This window comes from Tenacibaculum gallaicum, assembly GCF_003387615.1.
Classification (GTDB): domain Bacteria; phylum Bacteroidota; class Bacteroidia; order Flavobacteriales; family Flavobacteriaceae; genus Polaribacter; species Polaribacter gallaicus.
Window position 1 is genome coordinate 614,746 of sequence record NZ_QUNS01000001.1, and the last position, 19,666, is coordinate 634,411.

The 19,666-nt window shown below is 32.9% G+C and carries 16 protein-coding genes; 7 read left to right on the forward strand and 9 right to left on the reverse strand.

Annotated features, from left to right (window positions below; all coding sequences use genetic code 11):
- Window positions 1-40: 40 nt before the first annotated feature.
- The gene (locus C7448_RS02805) at window positions 41-2,014 is read right to left on the reverse strand and encodes a DUF5689 domain-containing protein (protein ID WP_115899827.1); all 1,974 of its coding nucleotides are present in this window, start codon (window positions 2,012-2,014) and stop codon (window positions 41-43) included.
- Between the two features lie 13 nt (window positions 2,015-2,027).
- Window positions 2,028-4,787, reverse strand: a complete 2,760-nt coding sequence (locus tag C7448_RS02810; RefSeq protein ID WP_115899828.1) for a carboxypeptidase-like regulatory domain-containing protein — start codon at window positions 4,785-4,787, stop codon at window positions 2,028-2,030.
- A 186-nt stretch (window positions 4,788-4,973) separates the two neighbouring features.
- On the opposite strand from C7448_RS02810, the gene C7448_RS02815 reads away from it, so the two are divergent.
- Window positions 4,974-6,023: an endonuclease/exonuclease/phosphatase family protein gene (locus C7448_RS02815; protein ID WP_115899829.1), complete on the forward strand. Its 1,050-nt coding sequence runs from the start codon at window positions 4,974-4,976 to the stop codon at window positions 6,021-6,023.
- Between the two features lie 32 nt (window positions 6,024-6,055).
- Here C7448_RS02815 and C7448_RS02820 read toward each other — a convergent pair whose 3' ends face one another.
- The 3 genes from C7448_RS02820 to C7448_RS02830 all read right to left on the reverse strand — a co-directional run bounded on the left by C7448_RS02820 (window position 6,056) and on the right by C7448_RS02830 (window position 8,603).
- A complete protein-coding gene (locus C7448_RS02820; RefSeq protein ID WP_115899830.1) occupies window positions 6,056-6,400 on the reverse strand; it encodes a hypothetical protein in 345 nt (114 codons plus the stop codon).
- A 73-nt stretch (window positions 6,401-6,473) separates the two neighbouring features.
- A complete protein-coding gene (recJ, locus tag C7448_RS02825; protein ID WP_115899831.1) occupies window positions 6,474-8,159 on the reverse strand; it encodes a single-stranded-DNA-specific exonuclease RecJ in 1,686 nt (561 codons plus the stop codon).
- A gap of 18 nt (window positions 8,160-8,177) precedes the next feature.
- The gene (locus tag C7448_RS02830; RefSeq protein ID WP_115899832.1) at window positions 8,178-8,603 is read right to left on the reverse strand and encodes an OsmC family protein; all 426 of its coding nucleotides are present in this window, start codon (window positions 8,601-8,603) and stop codon (window positions 8,178-8,180) included.
- A gap of 119 nt (window positions 8,604-8,722) precedes the next feature.
- Here C7448_RS02830 and C7448_RS02835 point away from each other — a divergent pair, with 119 nt between their 5' ends.
- Window positions 8,723-9,313: a carboxymuconolactone decarboxylase family protein gene (locus C7448_RS02835; RefSeq protein ID WP_115899833.1), complete on the forward strand. Its 591-nt coding sequence runs from the start codon at window positions 8,723-8,725 to the stop codon at window positions 9,311-9,313.
- Between the two features lie 9 nt (window positions 9,314-9,322).
- On the opposite strand, the gene mscL is transcribed toward C7448_RS02835, so the two are convergent.
- From mscL to C7448_RS02850, 3 genes are read right to left on the reverse strand one after another with little or no spacing between them, the layout of a single operon-like run.
- Complete coding sequence (gene mscL / locus C7448_RS02840; RefSeq protein WP_115899834.1) at window positions 9,323-9,778, reverse strand: large conductance mechanosensitive channel protein MscL; 456 nt, start codon at window positions 9,776-9,778, stop codon at window positions 9,323-9,325.
- Window positions 9,779-9,828: 50 nt separating this feature from the next.
- Window positions 9,829-10,932: an alanine racemase gene (gene alr, locus C7448_RS02845; protein WP_115899835.1), complete on the reverse strand. Its 1,104-nt coding sequence runs from the start codon at window positions 10,930-10,932 to the stop codon at window positions 9,829-9,831.
- The gene (locus C7448_RS02850; RefSeq protein ID WP_115899836.1) at window positions 10,925-11,539 is read right to left on the reverse strand and encodes a thymidine kinase; all 615 of its coding nucleotides are present in this window, start codon (window positions 11,537-11,539) and stop codon (window positions 10,925-10,927) included. The genes alr and C7448_RS02850 overlap by 8 nt, the downstream gene beginning before the upstream one ends.
- Window positions 11,540-11,641: 102 nt before the next feature.
- Here C7448_RS02850 and C7448_RS02855 point away from each other — a divergent pair, with 102 nt between their 5' ends.
- Together C7448_RS02855 and C7448_RS02860 are read left to right on the forward strand one after the other, a co-directional pair.
- Window positions 11,642-12,577, forward strand: coding sequence for a hypothetical protein (locus C7448_RS02855; RefSeq protein ID WP_115899837.1), 936 nt, complete (start codon window positions 11,642-11,644; stop codon window positions 12,575-12,577).
- Complete coding sequence (locus C7448_RS02860) at window positions 12,578-13,567, forward strand: glycosyltransferase family 4 protein (RefSeq protein ID WP_115899838.1); 990 nt, start codon at window positions 12,578-12,580, stop codon at window positions 13,565-13,567. It abuts the gene before it with no gap.
- Window positions 13,568-13,622: 55 nt separating this feature from the next.
- Here C7448_RS02860 and C7448_RS02865 read toward each other — a convergent pair whose 3' ends face one another.
- Window positions 13,623-14,450, reverse strand: a complete 828-nt coding sequence (locus tag C7448_RS02865) for a universal stress protein (RefSeq protein ID WP_115899839.1) — start codon at window positions 14,448-14,450, stop codon at window positions 13,623-13,625.
- 164 nt (window positions 14,451-14,614) lie between these two features.
- On the opposite strand from C7448_RS02865, the gene rimP reads away from it, so the two are divergent.
- The 3 genes from rimP (at window position 14,615) to infB (ending at window position 19,360) form a co-directional block, all read left to right on the forward strand.
- Window positions 14,615-15,076, forward strand: coding sequence for a ribosome assembly cofactor RimP (gene rimP, locus C7448_RS02870; RefSeq protein WP_115899840.1), 462 nt, complete (start codon window positions 14,615-14,617; stop codon window positions 15,074-15,076).
- Window positions 15,077-15,088: 12 nt separating this feature from the next.
- Window positions 15,089-16,345: a transcription termination factor NusA gene (gene nusA / locus C7448_RS02875; protein WP_115899841.1), complete on the forward strand. Its 1,257-nt coding sequence runs from the start codon at window positions 15,089-15,091 to the stop codon at window positions 16,343-16,345.
- A gap of 123 nt (window positions 16,346-16,468) precedes the next feature.
- Entirely contained in the window at window positions 16,469-19,360 is a 2,892-nt protein-coding gene (infB, locus tag C7448_RS02880) for a translation initiation factor IF-2 (protein ID WP_115899842.1), read from the forward strand.
- The last annotated feature ends 306 nt before the right edge of the window (window positions 19,361-19,666 follow it).

The window sequence follows — 19,666 nt, forward strand, 5'->3', positions numbered from 1 at the left end:
TAAAACTTGGGCTTTTTACTGTTTAGATATAGTAATTTAATTACCTTACTCCAGGTGTAAAAGCACCAGGAGCATCTTGAGGTGCATTTGTAGTACCTGCATCTCCTGTGTCATTCCAAATATCCCACTCTGAGAATGTATATGTTGGGTTTCCTTGTGTTACTGAAGCTTTACGGTAAGCTCTACCGTCTTCAAATTCGTGATTTGTACCAGATCCATCTTCCCCAATAACTCCAAAGATATCAATTACAGTTCCGCTTGGGTCTACCAATTCTAATTGGTCGTCTCCATTAGAATCAGCTGCTGGTGAAGAAGACTCCATATCAGCAGTAACACCATATACACTTGAGAATTCTGTAGCATTTTTAGCAATCACAAAAGTACTACTACCAGCAATAGTTTGACCAGATAAGTCAATTGAAGAGGTTGATGAAGTTGCACCATTTGTATATCTTCTGATTACCCAACCTGTTAAATCTATTGGATCTGTTCCAGAATTATATAATTCTATAAATCTTGCATTTGCCTTATTATTAGGGTCTGCTAATTCTGAAAAGAAAATAGTATTGGTAGTAGTGCCACCTCCACAAGTAGTATAATCTTCAGTAAAATTAATATCAGCTTCGTTTCTTAAATAGATTTGAGGAGTACCTTCATAAACAGTCATAATACCTGTTATAGCTCCTTTTTTATCATTTACATTATTGTTAGCAAAAGTTGCCTCTTTTCTAACATAAGTGGTTAATGGAGTACCATCACATTCAGCAATTAACTCATTGTTACCGTCATAAATTTTGGTATTGTCTTTGAATTGTACTCCATCAATTTGTACTAATTTACTTTCGTAATCACCAGTTAAAGCCTGAGCAAAAGTGATAGTCTCAGGAGTAGGTAAGGTACCAGCTGTTTGGCTTATGATACTTGATGGAGAAAGGTTTAGTTGTAATAAATCGTTATGCTCACTTAATTTAGCGCCTCCAACTGCGATTTCTACTTCGTCTCCTAAGTTTAAGTTGTGATCTCCACTAAAACGTAAAGCAATACCTGCAGTAGCATCTTGAGCAAAAGCACTTAATGAATGTAAGTTACCAGAAGCTAAATCAGAGGTAATAACTACTTTTATTTTTAAGTTTTTTGTAACTGTTGCTTCATCACTTCCTTTATAAAAGGTTTTAACTTCATTTAAAGTAGCATCAACAGGAGGTGTATTACAACCATATTCTTCAGTAAAATTAACATCGTTAGTATCTCTAATAAATAATTGGTAATCGCTGCTGAACTTTCCTAAAATAGCAGTAATACTTCCTTTTTTATCTGGGATAGGGTATGATTTAAAAGTTGAGAAACCACTAGTTCTCATGATAATAGATTCAAAAGTTTCGCAGCTTACGAAGTTTCTGTTAACTGAAGAAGTGTTGTTAGGGTCAGGGTCAGCATAGGTTAATCCTTTTTCTTCAGACTGTAATCCTTCTATTTTAACTAATGTATTGATGTGAGCATCAGTTAACTCACCAATACTTAAACTGGTTGGTACTATTTCAGCAATTTCAGAGGATCTATCAATAAAGTTGATATAATCGTTTGCATCAATTCTATCCGTACTATAACCATTTAAAACACCTATTTGAAAAGAGGCAAAGTATTTACTTAACGCAAGCCCTTTCAGTTTAATGTATATTTTTCTACCCACATTATAACGAGCTCCTAGGTTAGTGTCATCTATTCTTACTTCTAAACCTACAGTTGGATTTTCTGGTTTATCTTGAATAATAATTGATTTAAAAAAATTACCTTCTCTATCGTCAGAAACTACATAACCATAAACAGTAACGTCTTCAGTAAATTCTACAGGATCGCCATTGTATTGAGCAATAATTTTGTCTAAAGACTTTAAGTTTTCGTACTGTTTGTCTGGTCCAATGGTTGGTAGTTCAAAATCATTATTGTCAACACATGAAGTAGAAATTGCAATAAATAAAATTGCAAAAATCTTGTATAAATTTGTTTTTTTCATTTTGAGTGTTTTTTTAGAATCTATAATTTAAGTTTAAGAAATAAGTAGTACCTCTACCATACCAATATTTATTTCCAAAGGTTGGTGTTCCGTTAGCATTATCGTCGCGTAGCTCACGATAGTTAGCATTTCTTCCTTGTTCGAAACCTCCTGTTTTGTATTCTTCGTTGAATAAGTTACTAACACTAGCAAATAAACCAATGTATTTACCATCTCCTACTTTCCATGATTTACCTCCAATAGCATTTACAACTATGTAGTCATCAAATTGTTCTTGAGTTAATAATTGTCTCGCTAAAATAGGGTCGTAATCTGCAAAAGCAGCTCCATCTGCATCACTAACAAAATTAGTAGTTCTTCTAATAGGAGAAACATCTACATAAGCTTCATCCATATAGTTTGCTGTAACACTAACAAACCAATAATCTGGATCTCTATACTCAAAACCAAAAGAGTATGCTTTGTGAGGTCCTGCAGCTAGTTTATAATCTTTAAGAGAAGCTTCTCCCATATCTCTTTTACCATTGGTAAATCCAGGTGTAGAAGCATTCTCAGTTGTAATAACCAAATTAGGATTGTTGTTATAGGTATACTGTCCAACGTTAGCCGCTCCCTTTAGTTTAATTGTAGGGGTTACTTGTGCTTCAATACCAAACTCAACACCAAAGTGTCTTTTATTAATCCCTGTTAATATTTCTTGAATAAAAGCTGAATTATCTCCGCCAATACCATCAGCAAAGAAGAAAGAAATTTCAGTAGCATCTTTAATATCCGTGTAATAACCTGTAACTCTTGAAGTAATTAAAGGGCTTCTGAAAATATAGCTAACATCTCCAGATAATATTTTTTCACTATTTAATTCAGCAACACCTGCAACAGTAACATTGTTTGCTCTTGAGTTGGCAAAAGAGTTACGTAAAGATGGTGCTTTTGTGATATAACCTCCGTTTACATCAATTAAATGACGTCCTGAGATTTTATAGGTCAATCCACTTTTAGCTCCGTAGTTAAAGAAATCTAATTTGTTCGATTTTCCATAAGAATTAGTAGGGAAGTATCCGTTTTGAAATAAACCTTCTCTTTGGTGTGTAGTATTGTTTGCTTGTCCTGCTAAATAAAAATCGACTTTGTTGTATTTGAATTGTAATTGAGCAAAACCTCCATATACTTCAGAATTGAAGATATAGTTGTATTTAAAGCGGTCTCCTAAACCAATTGTTCTATTAGGAGTTAAAAGGTTACTTTGTTGTTGGTCAAAAGTATCACCAAAAGTATTTACATCCAGATAGCCTGTAGCCCCAAGCATATCTATTGGAGAAGCAAAGTTTTCAGACTTTAACTTTCTGTACTCACCACTAGCTGTTAGTGTAATATTTTCGTTTAATTCTGATGATAAAATCATATTAGCTGTTAATTGCTGATCATCATTTCTATCTTCATATAAAATTACACGAGCATTTTCAGGACTTCCTTCGTTTCCTATATATAATTCATCCCAATCAATTTGTCCATCATTTTGGAAACCAGTTAATGATTTATAGGCATTTTCATAATTTGGTCCATTAGGGTCTGATAAATACCAACTTGGTAACTTTCTGTAGTATGTAGGATCTGGGTTATTAGCACCGTTATAGTCTAAACGGCTATTACCGATTTCTCCAAATTGAAAACTAACATTTGTGTTTAATCTTGTGTTGTCAGAAAGATTCCAATAGTGATTTAACATAACGATTGGCTCGTATAATCTTTTAACTCTAGAGTTTCTGTTTTTGCCTCCTTGTTTTCCCCAGTATGAGTTATAACGAATTCCTTTAATATCAAAAACTTCTTGAGTATTTGGCGAAGATTTCCCTCTTTCGTTTTCAGCTGCAATCACTGTTAAGTTTAAGCTGTGAGTATCGTTAATTTGCTTTTCAAGTGACAAAAAGATAGAGTTTGCATCGTAAAAAGTACCATCAACATACCCTTCATTACCAGCTCTCCTACTGCCAGAAACAGTTATTGCCCATCCGTTAGCTAACAAACCAGAAGAGTATGTTGCCATTAAGCGGTGGTTGTAACTTCTGTTAGAAGAAGCATAAGAAACACGACCTCCTTCGCTATATTCTGAAGCTCTGGTATTAATGTTTGTAGAACCTAAAACACCACCAAATGCGTAGTTTGAAGGAGTTAATCCGTTACTAAATTCCTGATTACGTAATACATCGTTTAAACCTCCCCAGTTACTCCATTGAGGTCTTCCGTTGTATAATTTGTTCATTTCAATTCCATTAATCAAAACTTTACCGTTTTCAGAATCTAAACCACGTACTCTGTAGAAAGAACCACTCCATTCAAAAGCAGCAGTACGTAAATATACATCTCTAGAGGCTTGTAATAGACCAGAGATATTATCAGCAGCACTTGTATCATCACTTAATTCATCATCTGTAATAGTAATGGTGCTTAAATCTTGATCTTCAGATAAATCTTCATACATAAAGATTGTACCTAAATTTACTGTTTTTCCAGATAGTTCAACTGGAAAATTTTGGGTTTCGTACCCGTTTAATGATACCGTTACAATTTGTCTTCCGTTTGGTAAACCACTTAGTGTAAAAGTACCACTAGTATCTGTAGAACTAGAAATAGTTGCTTCTTTTACACTTACAGAAACACCTTGCATAGGTTTTTCAGAATCGCCGTTTATTACGACCCCTTTTACAACATTTTGCGCATTCAGGCCAAGCATGCCTGAAAGAAACAATAACATTGTTATCGTAAAATTTCTCATAAATGATTGTTTATAAAATATTTGAATATATTAGTTCCCAGTGCCGAAAAATATGACAAAAGGGAGGCAAAACTACGAAAAATCTAATTATGTTAATGTTAAGTTAATATTATGAAAGGTAACATTATATTAATTATAGGTTTTGGCTCGAAAATTGTTTTATTTTTGCCGTCTAAAATTTATAAAATGAGAAATATAACTGCTTTTTTAGTGTTTATTTTTGTCGCATTTTTTACATATGCACAGCAAAATCAAAAAAAATATAAAATAAGAACAGTAGGTTTTTATAACTTAGAAAACCTTTTTGATACCAAGAATGATCCTGAAAAGAATGATGAAGCAAGTCCTATCATGGAAATGAAAGGAGATAAAGAAAAAGTGTATTTAGATAAAATTGACAAACTTGGGGAGGTAATCTCTCAATTAGGGGCAGAAAAGGCTAGAACTAGTCCAGCAATTTTAGGTGTAGCTGAGGTTGAAAATAAAAAAGTTTTAGAAGATTTGGTAGCATCTGAAAAGTTAAAAAAGAAGCGTTATAGTATCATTCATTTTGATTCTCCAGATAAAAGAGGTATTGATGTGGGACTGTTATATCAATCACGTTATTTTAAGCCAATTCATTTCGAGGCATTCAACCCTAATATATACGACCAGAATTATAAAGTTTATACACGTGATATTTTGTTGGTATCAGGATATTTAGATGATGAATTGATACATATTATTGTTAATCACTGGCCATCTCGAAGAGGTGGGGAAGCAAAGAGTAGACCATTACGTGAAAAAGCGGCTTATAAAGTGAAGCAAATTATTGAAAAAATTAAACTGAACGACCCAAATCCGAAAGTGTTAATTATGGGGGATTTTAATGATGACCCTATCAATTCGAGTTTTAAAAAGATTTTACAAACAAAGAGTAAGAAAAAAAACGTAAAAGAGGGCGATATTTATAATCCGTACGAAGATATGTTTCGTCGTGGATTTAATACATTAGGGTATAGAGACAATATTAACTTGTTTGATCAAATAATGTTCACTTTTCCATTATTAGATAAAGGAGAAAAAGATTTTTCAACCTATAAAATGTTTAAGTCTGGGATTTTTAATAAACGTTTTTTAACTCAGAAAAGTGGTCGTTATAAAGGGTATCCTTTTAGGAGTTTTTCTTATGGAAAATATACCGGAGGGTATAGTGATCACTATCCAGTATATATGTACCTAATTAAAGAAGATTAGATTAAAAAGGCTTACAATTTTTGTGAGCCTTTTTAATTTTTACATATGTCATTTAAATAATTATTCATTTTTAGCTGAAACAAAGTTCCTTTTAAAAGATCGTCTATTTGCCATAATTCAACTGAAGAAACTGCCATGCTAACTTTATTTGAGGGAGTTTGTAGTAAAATAGACCTACAGTCTTTTCCTTTACTACAAGTAGCACAATTTTTTTGAAGTTTAGAATCCGTAACCTTATCTAAAAATAATTCTATTTCTTGTTCTGTTAAATGAAAGCCAGTATCTCTAAATATTAATTGAACTAAGTTTGAGTTGTTTTCTTTCCAATGAAAAGAAATGCCTATGTTGTTGTCGTATATTTTAGTAATTCCGTCCATAACTATATTTATATCGATAACAAATATATAAGTTTATTTGGAATTATTCTAAATAAAAAATATAGGTCTTTTACTATTTTAAATCTTTTAACATTAACTGAATAGAAGTATGTCCATTCCAAGTATTCTCATCTAATGTATAAGCAACGTCAAAATCATTTTGGGTAAGGTTTATTTTATTTCCTAAACCAAAACCTATAACATTGTAAGTTTTTTTGTCAGAACCATAAATAAGGTTTAGTTTTAAATGACTCTTGTCTGCACCAACTTGTTTACCATAACCGTTATCTCTCACGGCTGTAGTGGTAAAAACAGGCTTCATATTTAGTGGGCCAAATGGAGCCATTTGTTGAATAATACGGAAAAACTTAGGTGTAATTTCTGATAAGTCAATTTCAGCATCAATCGTAATTTCTGGCGTTAACAAATTTTTGTCAATGGTGGAAGCAACCACTTCTTCAAATTTATTTTTAAAGTTTTCATATTGCTCAGGTAACAAGGTTAAACCTGCAGCATATTTGTGCCCACCAAACTGTTCAATGAACTCTGAACATTGTTCTAAAGCATTATACACATCAAATCCTTTAACAGAACGTGCAGAGGCTGCTAGCTTTTCTCCACTTTTAGTAAATACCAAAGTTGGTCTATAATAGGTTTCGGTTAAACGTGAAGCAACAATACCGATAACTCCTTTGTGCCAGTTTTCATCAAAAACAACTGTAGTATATTTTTCTTGTTCGTTGTTGTTTTCAATTTGAAGCAAGGCTTCTTGGGTAATTGCTTTATCCAGTTCCTTTCTGTCAGAATTGAATTTTTCAATCGCAGCAGCAAACTCAACTGCTGAATCAAAATCCATTTCGGTTAACAGTTCAACGGCATAGTTTCCGTGTTTCATTCGTCCCGCAGCATTTATCCGTGGAGCGATGATAAAAACTACATCGGTAATGGTGAGTTCTTTTTTTTGTAATTGATGAATGATGGCTTTGATACCATCTCTAGGGAGTGAATTGATTACTTGTAATCCATGATACGCTAATACTCTGTTTTCACCAGTCATAGGAACAATGTCGGCAGCAATGGCAGTAGCGACTAAATCCAAATATGGAACTAAATCTTCAATAGTTTGATTTCTTTTTGAAGCTAATGCCTGAATTAATTTAAAACCAACACCACAGCCACACAATTCATCATATGGATAGTTACAATCTATTTGCTTAGGATTTAAAACAGCAACCGCTTTTGGAACTTCGCTCCCAGGTTTATGGTGATCACAAATAATAAAATCGATTCCTTTTTTAGTAGCATAATCAACTTTATCAATAGCCTTAATTCCACAGTCTAAAGCTATGATGAGAGAAAATCCATTATCTTCGGCAAAATCAATTCCTCTATAAGAAACACCATATCCTTCTTCATATCGGTCAGGAATATAGGTTGCAATATTTGGGTGAATTGTTTTTAAGTAGGATGACATTAAAGAAACGGCAGTAGTTCCGTCAACATCATAATCACCAAAAACTAAAATGTTTTCATTATTAGCTATAGCGTTTTCTATACGCTGTACAGCAATTTCCATATCCTTCATTAAAAAAGGATTGTGTAAATCATTTAGTGATGGGCGAAAAAAATGTTTTGCATCATCAAATGTTTCAATACCACGTTGTACCAAAATTTTAGCCAAGGTTGTATCGATAGATAGTTCTTTGGCTAATTGTTTTGCTTTATTGGTGTCTGGTTGCGGTTTTAATGTCCAGCGCATAGCAATTTTTCTCAAAAATTAATTGTTGTGTAGATGTATGCCAGTAGCTACGTCTGCAAATTTCCTAAACATTTCCATAACACCACAGTATTTTTCTATCGATAAATCTACTGCTTTGTTAATTTTTTTCTCGTCTAAATCGCTTCCGTAAAAATGATAATCAACTAATACTTTGTGGTAATATTTTGGATGCTCTTCGGTTAATTCACCGGTAACTACAATTTTAAAATCATCAATTTCTACACGCATTTTTTCTAACATAGGTACAATATCTAAACCAGAACAACCTGCTAACGATGAAAGCATCATAGCTTTAGGTCGTAAACCAGTATTATTACCTCCGTGCTCTTCAGAAGTATCAATAACTATTGGATGCCCACTTGGGTTATCACTTTCAAATTGCATGTTTTCTTTCCAAACGGTTGTAACTGTGTTTGTTGCCATATCTTAATAATTTTTTGTTTATTGCGTAAGTAAGTCTGTGTATGATTTGACTTAATTATGTAAATAGTAACACAAACTTACAGTAAAAAGTTAGTATTAAAAACTTAAAAAATAAAACTATGTCTTTAGTAACTCCTTTAAATCCGAATCATGATGCAGAAACCAAGCAATTATCCGATTTTTATAATGAAACCTTAGGTTTTTGCCCAAATTCGGTATTAACTATGCAACGCCGACCAGAAATTTCTAAAGCATTTATTAATTTAAATAAAGCAGTTATGGCTAATCACGGTCGGGTAACTTCTGCTTTAAAAAGAATGATTGCTTGGGTAAGCAGTAATGCAACAGGTTGTCGTTATTGTCAAGCTCATGCAATTCGTGCTGCTGAACGTTACGGTGCAGAACAAGAACAATTAGATAATATTTGGGAATATAAAACACATTCTGCTTTTTCTGATGCTGAACGCGCTGCGTTAGATTTTTCATTAGCAGCTTCAATGGTTCCAAATATGGTAGATGAAAAGATTAAAGAGGAATTATATAAGTATTGGAATGAAGGAGAAATTGTGGAAATGCTTGGAGTTATTTCTCTCTTTGGGTATTTAAACCGTTGGAATGATTCTATGGGAACGAGTATTGAAGATGGTGCGGTTGAAAGTGGTGAGCAGTATTTAGGAAAACATGGATGGAACAAAGGAAAGCATGTGTAGATAGAGTTATTAAAAATAGAAAAGCTCGAAATTGCGAGCTTTTTTGTTGCATATTTTTAAGAGTTGCTTTTTAAGCAAATCTCTAATTTCTGCTAATAATTCTTCTTGGCAAGGCCTTTTTGGAGCTTCTGGAGCTGGCTCTTCTTTTTTCTTCATTACATTTACTGCTTTTACAACCATAAACATTACAAAGGCTACAATAATATAATCGATAACATTAGTTAAAAATTCACCATATAATATGGCAACTTCTCCTGTTATTTTACCTGCTTCATCAGCAACACCTTCTGAGATTATGTATTTTAAATCTTTTAAATCAGCGTTAAAAATTAGTCCAATTAAAGGAGAAACAATTCCTCCAGTGAAAGAAGTTACCACTTGCTTGAAAGCAGCACCCATTACAAAACCTACTGCAATGTCCACTAAATTTCCTTTCATTGCAAAATCTTTAAGTTCTTTGAGTATTCCCCTAGTTTTAAGCTTTAATAGTTAATTGAATTGAAGGATATGAAAAATTAACTTTTAACTAATCTTTTTATACGTTGAGATAAGGCGGTAAGTATTTCATACGAAATAGTTTCGCATTTATGTGCCATATATTCTATGTGTTGTTGGTGATTGAAAATAATAACTTCATCGCCTTCGTTACAATCAATTTTAGTAACATCTACCATAATCATATCCATACACACATTTCCAATAATAGGGGCTGGTTGATTGTTGATAAAAACAAACCCATTTTTATTTCCTAATTTTCGTGAAATACCATCCGCATGTCCTATAGGAATGGTTGCGCTTCGTGTAGGTTGACTAGCAACAAAAGCTCTATTATATCCAAGAGTTTCACCCGGTTGAACTATATTGATTTGAGAAACTATAGATTTAAGTGTATGGGTATTTTTAAGTTGAGAGGTTTCTTGTTCATCATTTCCAAAGCCGTATAATCCTATTCCTAAGCGAACCATGTCAAATTGAGCTTGAGGATAATTGATAATTCCAGAGGTGTTTAAGATATGTATCATAGGCTCGTATCCTAAATGCTCATAAATTTGTTTTACGATGTAGGCAAAGTTATTTATTTGACCTATAGTGAAATTTTGTTCATTAGGATCTTCACTAGCAGCTAAATGAGAAAATATTGATTCAACTTTTATGTTGTTTGATTTCTTTAGCTCAGCAACAATAGAAGGAACATCAGTATGCCAAAAGCCTAATCGATTTAATCCCGTATTAAATTTTAGGTGTATAGGGTAATTCATTAAAGGCTCTTCATCAGCAAGTTTTAAAAAAGCATCAAAAATTTTAAAATTATATAGGTTGGGTTCTAAACGATACTTAACAATATCTTTTAAGTTTTGAATTTGAGGGTTTAGAACTAAAATAGGAGTTGTAATTCCTGCTTCACGTAATACTATTCCTTCGTAGGAATAAGCAACTGCAAAATAATCAACTTGGTCTTGTACAATTTTAGCAATCTCAGTTGACTCACTTCCGTAACCAAAAGCTTTAACAACTACTAATATTTTTGTGGTAGGTTGTAGCTTTTGTTTAAAATAGGCTAAATTGTGTAGTACAGCTTTAGGGTCAATTTCTAATACGGTAACGTGATTATTATTCATTATTGCTTTCTTTTTTATTATGCGTTTCGTGCTCTTTCATAGCTTTATAATAGGCGGCTCTACTTAGTGGCTCGTATTCTTGGGTTTCGCCCAAAAATACTAAATCCTCACTTTGAGCTTTTCTGTAACTATAGTGAGCTAAGTTTCCTGTGCGAGTACAAACAGCATGTACCTTAGTAACGTATTCTGCAGTAGCCATTAAAGCAGGCATTGGTCCAAAAGGTTTTCCTTTAAAGTCCATGTCTAAACCAGCTACAATAACACGAATTCCTCTATTGGCTAAATCATTACAAACAGCTACGATTTCATCGTCAAAAAACTGTGCTTCGTCTATTCCAATAACATCAACATCATTAGCTAATAACCTAATATTTGAAGATGCAGGAACTGGTGTAGAACGAATCCTATTTTCATTGTGAGATACTACTTCCTCATCGTCATATCGAGTATCAACTGAAGGTTTAAAAATTTCAACACGTTGCTTAGCAAACTGCGCACGTTTAAGTCTACGGATTAATTCTTCGGTTTTTCCCGAAAACATTGAGCCACAAATTACCTCAATCCAACCAAATTGTTCTGTATGATTTACTGTATTTTCAAGAAACATTTTGTAATTTTAAGCTCTAAATTATTGATTTTTGTATTACTTTCGAATAAGGAACAAATTTATTAAAATTTAACAGCAAAAATTAAAATCAAACAACAACTTATGCACAAAAAACTAGCATCGGATTTAACCAGTTTAGCACACAGTATCTTACAGATGAAAAATAGGGAAGATGTGTTTGAGTTAAAGCAAAAGGCATATGAGGTTTACGAAAAACTATCGGTTTTAGCGTATGTAGAAGAATATATAAATAATACTCCTAATTCTACAAAGACTAAAGAGGAGTTGTTAAAAGATGTGTTGCTTGCTGAAGAAAAAAAGGAAGCAGAAGTTGTCGTAGAAGAAGCTGTTTCTAAGGAAGAAAAGATAAGTATCGAGTCTAAGGAGGAAGTTATAAGAGGTTTGAAAGCTGAGGTAGAAAAAAAGGAAGAGTTAATTAAAGAAGAGATAAAAGTAGAGAAACCTGTAGAGGAAAAGATACAGGAGGAAGAACTTTTAGAAGAGAGAAAAGTACATCACTTAGAAGAAGACTTAAAGGAAGATTTTGAACAAGAAGCAGATGAGATAGCTGAAAAAGTAATTGAAGAAATTAATGAAGAGGTAATTACTAATGAAATTATTGAACAGCCTTTTGATGAATTAGAAGAATTGCTACATGGTGACGGAGAAGACGTGAAAAATGATGTAAAAGATGTTGGAGAAAGAAAGGTTCAAACCTTAGAAGATGAGTTACAAGATACTATTTCGGTAGATGTAATGACAGATTTGTTTACCAAAGTAGAACCTAAAAAATCATTAAATGATCACTTTCAAACTACAATTCAAATTGACTTGAATGATAGAATTGCTTTTGTGAAACACTTATTTAATGGAGATCAAAACGATTTTAATAGAGTAATATCTCAGTTGAATACCATTAAAACAGAAAAAGAAGCAAAAAAGTTCATTAATAAAATGATTAAACCAGACTATGATTGGTCTGAAAAAGAAGAATATGAAAATAGACTGTTAGAAATTATTGAAAGAAGATTTGCTTAGATGGATACTAACCTTGTAGTTGTACATACACATTTTCATAATAGAAGAACAGGCGTTACAAGAAGTATTGAAAACGTACTTCCTGAATTAAAAAAATTGTGTACAGTTTATCTTTATGGTTATGGTATCGAAGGAGAAAAAATTAAAACTCCCCAACTAAAAAAACTATTATTCTCCAAAGAAAACATTGTTGTTCATTGCCACCGTAACAATGAAATTTTAAAAATGTTATGGTATCGAGTTTTTGGAGCGAAATTTAAATTAGTAGCTACACGACACGCCGAAACAGAGCCTTCAGGCTTTACTAAGTTTTTATTAAAGAAATCAGACGAGGTTGTTACATTAACAAGCTCAATGCATAAAACATTAGGAATTCCTAATGTGAAAGTACCACATGGAGTAAATACAAATCTTTTTGTTCCTGATTCTGAAAAAAAAATGAAAAATATTGTTCAAAAAAATATTATTCTTTGTGCGGGTAGAGTAAGAAAAGCCAAGGGACAAAAAATATTGCTAGAAGCTGTATCACCTGAATTACAAGAAAATAAAGATTGGGCGCTGGCTGTTGTTGGGAAGGTAGATAAACTTCCTTTTTTAGAAGAGTTAAAAGAAATAACTAAAAAGTACAATGTTGAACATCAAGTTTACTTTATTGATGAAACATTAGATATTATCTCTTATTATCAAGTGGCTGAAATCACAGTAGTTCCTTCTTTTACTGAAGGATTTTCTTTAGTATGTGCAGAGGCAATGGCATGCGGAAATACAGTAGTGGCTACAAAAAATGTTGGAGTACATTCTGAGTTGATTACAGATTTAGAGTCTGGATACTTATTTAATTCAGGAAATATAAAAGAACTTCAAAACACGCTTCGAAGTTTAATGAACAAAGAGCGTCCTTTTTTAGGAAATAAAGCTCGAAAAGAAATTGAAGAAAATTGGAGTGCACAAAAAGAAGCTGTAGGACTAGTTAAAGTTTATAAAAAGTAAATTGAATGTAATTGTAATAAAAAGTAGTAGGGCTTAACAAGCCCTACTACTTTTTTTAAACTTTAAAAGTAAGCATTGGTCGTATTGCTTTTTTTGATAGGTTTTTAGTAATACTTCCATTAAATATGTGAGATAAACCACTTCTTCCATGAGTGGCTAATGCAATAATATCTGCATCAATTTTAGTAGAGAAGTTTAAAATCCCTTTTTCGATAGAAGAATCATTATAAGCATTTATAGTGTAGTTTTTTAAACCATATTTATCGATGAATTTTTTAATACGTTGATTGGTTTCTTGAGTGTTTTCAAATTTTTGAGGAGTATTTATTTTTAATAAGTGAATTGTACTATTAAAATTTTTAGCAAAATCTAAAAACCGCTCAAAGGCTTGATTTTTATTAGGCTTAAAACTTGAAGCAAAAACAATATTCTCAGGGTTAAAATTGTCTTTATTTTTTTTGGTTACAATAACAGGAATATTAGAGTTTCTCACAACTTTCTCGGTGTTAGAGCCTATAAGAATTTCCTCTAGATTTGTGTGACCTTTAGCTCCCATAACAATAAGATCTGTTCCGTTTTTTTTAGAATAATCTTGAATTCCATCATAAGGGGTCTGAAATCGGATAGCATGTTTGATATTGTCGTTTTTAGGAAAAAACATTTTTTTGTAATCAAGCATTCTGTCGCGAACTTTTCTAATATACAACATGCTTTCTGGGATACTGAAATTAACCCCTGATCCCATATCTACAAATCCAGTAGGAAGTTCAACCATATGAAGTAGGTGAACTTCGCTGTTAGCTTTTTTAGCTATTGTCGAGGCTAACTTCGAAGCATATTCAGAAGGTTTTGAAAAATCGATTGGTACTAGTATTTTTTTCATAATAAGAAGATTTAAAGAGAGATAGTCATTTAAATATACGAAAAAACAACTTAATGTAACAAGGAAAAGATATTTGTGTGTTAATGAATAACTTACTATATTTGCAGCAAATTTATTAATCAGATAGATGAAGGGGACGTGAGTCCCCTCTTTTTATACCTAAGATGAATCAAGAACGAGTTAAAGAATTATTACAAGAAGCCTTACAAGAAAATGAGTCGTTATATTTAATTGACTTACAGTTTTTGGCAGATAATAAAATAAAAGTAATAGTAGATGGTGATTCAGGTGTGCCACTAAGCGAATGTATTCGTATTAGTAGAAATATAGAACATAACTTGGATAGAGAAGAAGAAGACTTTTCGTTAGAAGTTACCACGCCAGATATTGCACATCCAATAGCTGTAAAGCGTCAGTATAAAAAGAATATCAATCGAATTCTAAAAGTTAAAACAGCAACTGAAGAATTTGAAGGAACATTAACTGAGGTAACAGAAGACACTATTACCTTATTTTGGAAAGCAAGAGAGCCTAAACCAGTAGGTAAAGGAAAGCATACGGTAGAGAAAACAAAAACACTAGCGTATCAAGATATTAAAGAAGCAAAAGTGAAGATCATATTTTAATTAGAGAATGAAATGGAAAATATTGCGTTAATTGAATCATTTTCGGAGTTTAAAGATAATAAAAGTATAGACAGAGTAACATTAATGTCTATCTTAGAAGAAGTATTTCGTGCAGCCTTAAAACGTAGGTTTGGGTCAGATGAGAACTTTGATATCATTATTAACCCAGATAAAGGAGATTTAGAGATTTGGAGAAACCGAGTGGTGGTAGCAGATGGAATGTCTGAAGACGATAATGAGGAAATTGAACTCTCAGAAGCAAGAAGAATTGAACCAGATTTTGAAATTGGAGAAGATGTTTCTGAAGAAGTAAAGCTAGTAGATTTAGGAAGACGTGCCATTTTAGCATTGCGTCAAAACCTAATTTCTAAAATTCACGAGCACGATAGTACAAACGTCTTTAAGCAATTTAAAGATTTAGAAGGAGAAATTTATAGTGCAGAAGTGCACCATATTCGTCATAATGCTGTAATTTTGTTGGATGATGAAGGAAATGAGATTGTTTTACCAAAGAGTGAACAGATTCGTTCTGACTTCTTTAGAAAAGGAGATGCAGTTAGAGGAGTGATAAAATCAGTAGAGTTAAGAGGTAATAAACCCGCTATTATTTTATCAAGAACTTCGCCAGCGTTCTTAGTGAAATTATTTGAACAAGAAATTCCTGAGGTTTTTGATGGTTTAATCACTATTGAAGGTGTTGCAAGAATTCCTGGAGATAAAGCAAAAATAGCAGTAGATTCTTATGATGATAGAATTGATCCTGTTGGAGCTTGTGTTGGTGTAAAAGGATCTCGTATTCATGGTATTGTACGTGAATTAGGAAACGAAAATATTGATGTAATCAATTACACTAAAAACGAACAATTGTTTGTTTCTAGAGCATTAAGTCCTGCTAAAGTTACTTCTGTAGATATTCAGATGTACGAAGAAGAGAAGAATGGTAAAAAAGGACGTGTAAACGTTTTATTAAAGCCAGAAGAAGTATCAAAAGCAATTGGTAGAGCTGGTGTTAATATTCGTTTAGCAAGTGAATTAACAGGTTACGAAATAGATGTTCAAAGAGAAGGAATTGAAGAAGAAGATGTAGAGTTAACAGAATTCTCAGACGAAATCGAAGCTTGGGTAATTGCAGAGTTCAAGAAGATAGGTTTAGATACAGCAAAGAGTGTTTTAGAAAAAGACGTATCAATGCTAGTACAGAGAACCGATTTAGAAGAAGAAACAATATTAGATGTTCAACGAATTTTAAGAGAAGAATTCGAAGACTAAAATATATAAAGGAAGCTAGTTTCCTGCTTTTAATGCAAAATCTAGCAAAAAAGAGAAAAAAAGCATAACTATACTTAGCATGTATAAAGTGTGTTTTTTCAATAAAAAAGTATAAAATAATATATGGCTGAAGGCAAAAAATTAAGACTAAATAAGGTTTTAAGAGAACTAAACATTTCTTTAGATAGAGCTGTAGAACACCTAGCTAAAAATGGCTATGACATAGAAGCTCGCCCTACTACCAAAATATCAGATAAAGAATATCAAATTTTATTTGATGGTTTTCAAACTGATAAATCTAAAAAGGTGGCCTCTAAAGAAGTTAGCGAAGAAAAGAAAAAAGAGAAAGAGGCAATTCGTCAGCAATTAGAACAAGAGCAAGAAAAAAAGCGATTAGAAGAAGAAGCAAAAAAACAAGAAGTTTTAAAAGCCAAAGCTGAAAAGTTAGAACTTAAAACTGTAGGTAAAATAGATGTTGAAACTGGTAAAGCTGTTGAAGAAAAACCAGAACCAACTAAAACTGAACCAACTAAAGTTGAACCAGTAAAAGTAGAGCCTGCAAAAAAAGAGGAGAAGGTAGAAGAACCTAAGAAAGAAGAGTCTGTTCAACCAGTTCAAGAAACAAAAAAAGTTGAAGAACCAGTAAAAGTTGAAGAGAAAAAGCCAGAGCCTCCAAAAACTGAAAAGCCAAAAAAACAAACAGTTAATACTCCTAAAAAGGAAGTGAAAAAAGAACAGCCTAAAGAAGTTAAAAAGACTGTTGATAAAAAGGTTAAAGAGGTGAAGCAATCAGAAAAAGAGACTGAGGTTACTCCAGAAAATGCTGAGAAAATTAAAACTCAGTATAAGAAATTAGAAGGTCCTAATTTTACAGGTCAAAAGATTGATTTAAAACAATTTGAAAGACCAAAAAAGAAGAAACCAGAAGCTAAGACTGACGGAGATAAAAAGAAACGTAAAAGGATTAGTAAACCAGGTACCCCAAGTACAGGTACAGGAGCAAGACCTCAAGGAAATAATAGAGGAAGTGGTCCAAATCGAGGAGGCCAAAGAGGCGGAAACCGAGGAGGTCAAAGAGGTAGAAGACCAGCTACAGCTCCAAAAGAAGAATTAACAGAAGCACAAATCCAAAAACAAGTTAGAGAAACCTTAGAGAAACTTCAAGGTAAATCTAAAAAAGGAAAAGGTGCAAAATACCGTAGAGACAAAAGAGACGCACACCGTCAGCAAAGTGAGGCTGAATTACAAGCTGCACAAGCAGAAAGTAAAGTGTTAAAAGTAACAGAGTTTGTTACGGTAAGCGAAGTAGCTACGATGATGGATGTTCCTGTTACCCAGATTATTTCTAGCTGTATGATGTTAGGAATGATGGTAACAATGAACCAACGTTTAGATGCTGAAACATTACAAATTGTAGCAGAAGAGTTTAACTATACAGTTGAATTTGTAGGTGCTGAAGTAGAGGAATCTATAGAAGAAACCGAAGATAAGCCAGAAGATTTAGCCACTCGTGCACCAATTATTACAGTAATGGGACACGTAGATCATGGTAAAACTTCGTTATTAGATTATATTCGTAAAGCGAATGTAATTGAAGGGGAATCAGGAGGTATTACGCAACACATTGGTGCTTATGCAGTAAATGTGGGAGATCAAAAAATAGCTTTCTTAGATACACCAGGTCACGAGGCCTTTACAGCAATGCGTGCACGTGGAGCTCAAGTTACCGATTTAGTAATTATTGTAGTAGCTGCCGATGATGATGTAATGCCACAAACAAAAGAGGCAATTTCTCATGCACAAGCAGCAGGAGTTCCAATTATTTTTGCAATAAATAAAATAGATAAGCCTAACGCAAATCCAGATAATATTAAAACGCAACTTTCTTCTATGAACTTATTAGTAGAAGACTGGGGTGGTAATATTCAATCACAAGAAATTTCTGCTAAAACAGGGCAAGGAGTTGATGAATTACTAGAAAAAGTATTATTAGAAGCAGAAGTATTAGAGTTAAAAGCAAACCCTGATAAGAATGCAAATGGAGCTGTTGTAGAAGCTTTATTAGATAAAGGTAGAGGATATGTGTCTACAATTTTAGTACAAGCAGGTACCTTAAAAATTGGAGACTATATGTTAGCAGGAAAGCATAGTGGTAAAGTAAGAGCTATGTTTGATGATAAAGGAAAAAAAGTATTAGAAGCAGGACCTTCTACACCTGTATCAATTTTAGGGTTAGATGGAGCACCACAAGCAGGTGATAAATTTAATGTATTTGAAGATGAGCGTGAAGCTAAACAAATAGCAGCTAAACGTTCTCAGTTACAACGTGAGCAATCAGTTAGAACACAAAAAACATTAACGCTTGCAGAAATTGGTCGACGTATTGCATTAGGAGACTTCAAAGAATTAAACATCATCTTAAAAGGAGATGTAGACGGTTCAGTAGAAGCTTTAACAGATTCGTTCCAGAAACTATCTACAGAAGAAATCCAAGTAAATATTTTACATAAAGGAGTTGGAGCAATTACCGAGTCTGATGTATTATTAGCAACTGCTTCAGACGCGATTATAGTAGGATTTAACGTACGTCCACAAGGAAATGCACGTTCAGTAGCAGATAGAGAAGAGGTTGATATCAGAACATATTCAATTATCTACGATGCTATTAATGACTTGAAAGATGCCATGGAAGGAATGTTATCTCCAGAGATGAAAGAAGAAGTTCTTGGTAATGTAGAAATTAGAGAAGTTTATAAAATTTCTAAAGTTGGTAACATTGCAGGATGTATGGTGATGACAGGGAAAATTACAAGAGATTCTAAGGTTCGTGTAATTAGAGATGGAATTGTAGTTCATGATGGTGTATTAACGTCGTTAAAACGTTTTAAAGACGATGTTAAAGAAGTAACTAAAGGATACGATTGTGGTCTTCAAATAAAAGGATATAACGATATTAAAGAAGGAGATACACTAGAAGCTTATACTGAAGTTGCAGTTAAGAAAAAACTTAAGTAATCACTTACTTTAATATAGAACATAGAAGGCACCTAGTTGGGTGCCTTTTTTTGTGCTTAGTATGTAAAAATTAATTTTTTAATCAATTTATTGTTAGATGTTTAAAGCCTTTAAAGTGCTGGCGTGATTATGGGTTGTTCTGACAATAGCTATATGTATATGTTTACAGAAAGAAGGTCAAAAAGCTAGAATGGATGCAGTATTTACTTCAGGAGGATTCAGAGCTACTATAGCAGGCTAATCTGTTTCTAATACGAAATTTATATATTAAGACGTTCTTTATTTAAAAGAGTGTCTTTTTATTAT

What these genes read in the sequence shown, in the direction of transcription:
- C7448_RS02805 (WP_115899827.1), bottom strand. Translation starts at nt 2,014, where the DNA reads ATGAAAAAAACAAATTTATACAAGATTTTTGCAATTTTATTTATTGCA.
- C7448_RS02865 (WP_115899839.1), bottom strand. Translation starts at nt 14,450, where the DNA reads ATGAAAAAAATACTAGTACCAATCGATTTTTCAAAACCTTCTGAATAT.
- recJ (WP_115899831.1), bottom strand. Translation starts at nt 8,159, where the DNA reads ATGCGCTGGACATTAAAACCGCAACCAGACACCAATAAAGCAAAACAA.
- C7448_RS02815 (WP_115899829.1), top strand. Translation starts at nt 4,974, where the DNA reads ATGAGAAATATAACTGCTTTTTTAGTGTTTATTTTTGTCGCATTTTTT.
- alr (WP_115899835.1), bottom strand. Translation starts at nt 10,932, where the DNA reads ATGAATAATAATCACGTTACCGTATTAGAAATTGACCCTAAAGCTGTA.
- C7448_RS02835 (WP_115899833.1), top strand. Translation starts at nt 8,723, where the DNA reads ATGTCTTTAGTAACTCCTTTAAATCCGAATCATGATGCAGAAACCAAG.
- C7448_RS02810 (WP_115899828.1), bottom strand. Translation starts at nt 4,787, where the DNA reads ATGAGAAATTTTACGATAACAATGTTATTGTTTCTTTCAGGCATGCTT.
- rimP (WP_115899840.1), top strand. Translation starts at nt 14,615, where the DNA reads ATGAATCAAGAACGAGTTAAAGAATTATTACAAGAAGCCTTACAAGAA.
- C7448_RS02820 (WP_115899830.1), bottom strand. Translation starts at nt 6,400, where the DNA reads ATGGACGGAATTACTAAAATATACGACAACAACATAGGCATTTCTTTT.
- infB (WP_115899842.1), top strand. Translation starts at nt 16,469, where the DNA reads ATGGCTGAAGGCAAAAAATTAAGACTAAATAAGGTTTTAAGAGAACTA.
- nusA (WP_115899841.1), top strand. Translation starts at nt 15,089, where the DNA reads ATGGAAAATATTGCGTTAATTGAATCATTTTCGGAGTTTAAAGATAAT.
- C7448_RS02860 (WP_115899838.1), top strand. Translation starts at nt 12,578, where the DNA reads ATGGATACTAACCTTGTAGTTGTACATACACATTTTCATAATAGAAGA.
- C7448_RS02855 (WP_115899837.1), top strand. Translation starts at nt 11,642, where the DNA reads ATGCACAAAAAACTAGCATCGGATTTAACCAGTTTAGCACACAGTATC.
- C7448_RS02850 (WP_115899836.1), bottom strand. Translation starts at nt 11,539, where the DNA reads ATGTTTCTTGAAAATACAGTAAATCATACAGAACAATTTGGTTGGATT.
- C7448_RS02830 (WP_115899832.1), bottom strand. Translation starts at nt 8,603, where the DNA reads ATGGCAACAAACACAGTTACAACCGTTTGGAAAGAAAACATGCAATTT.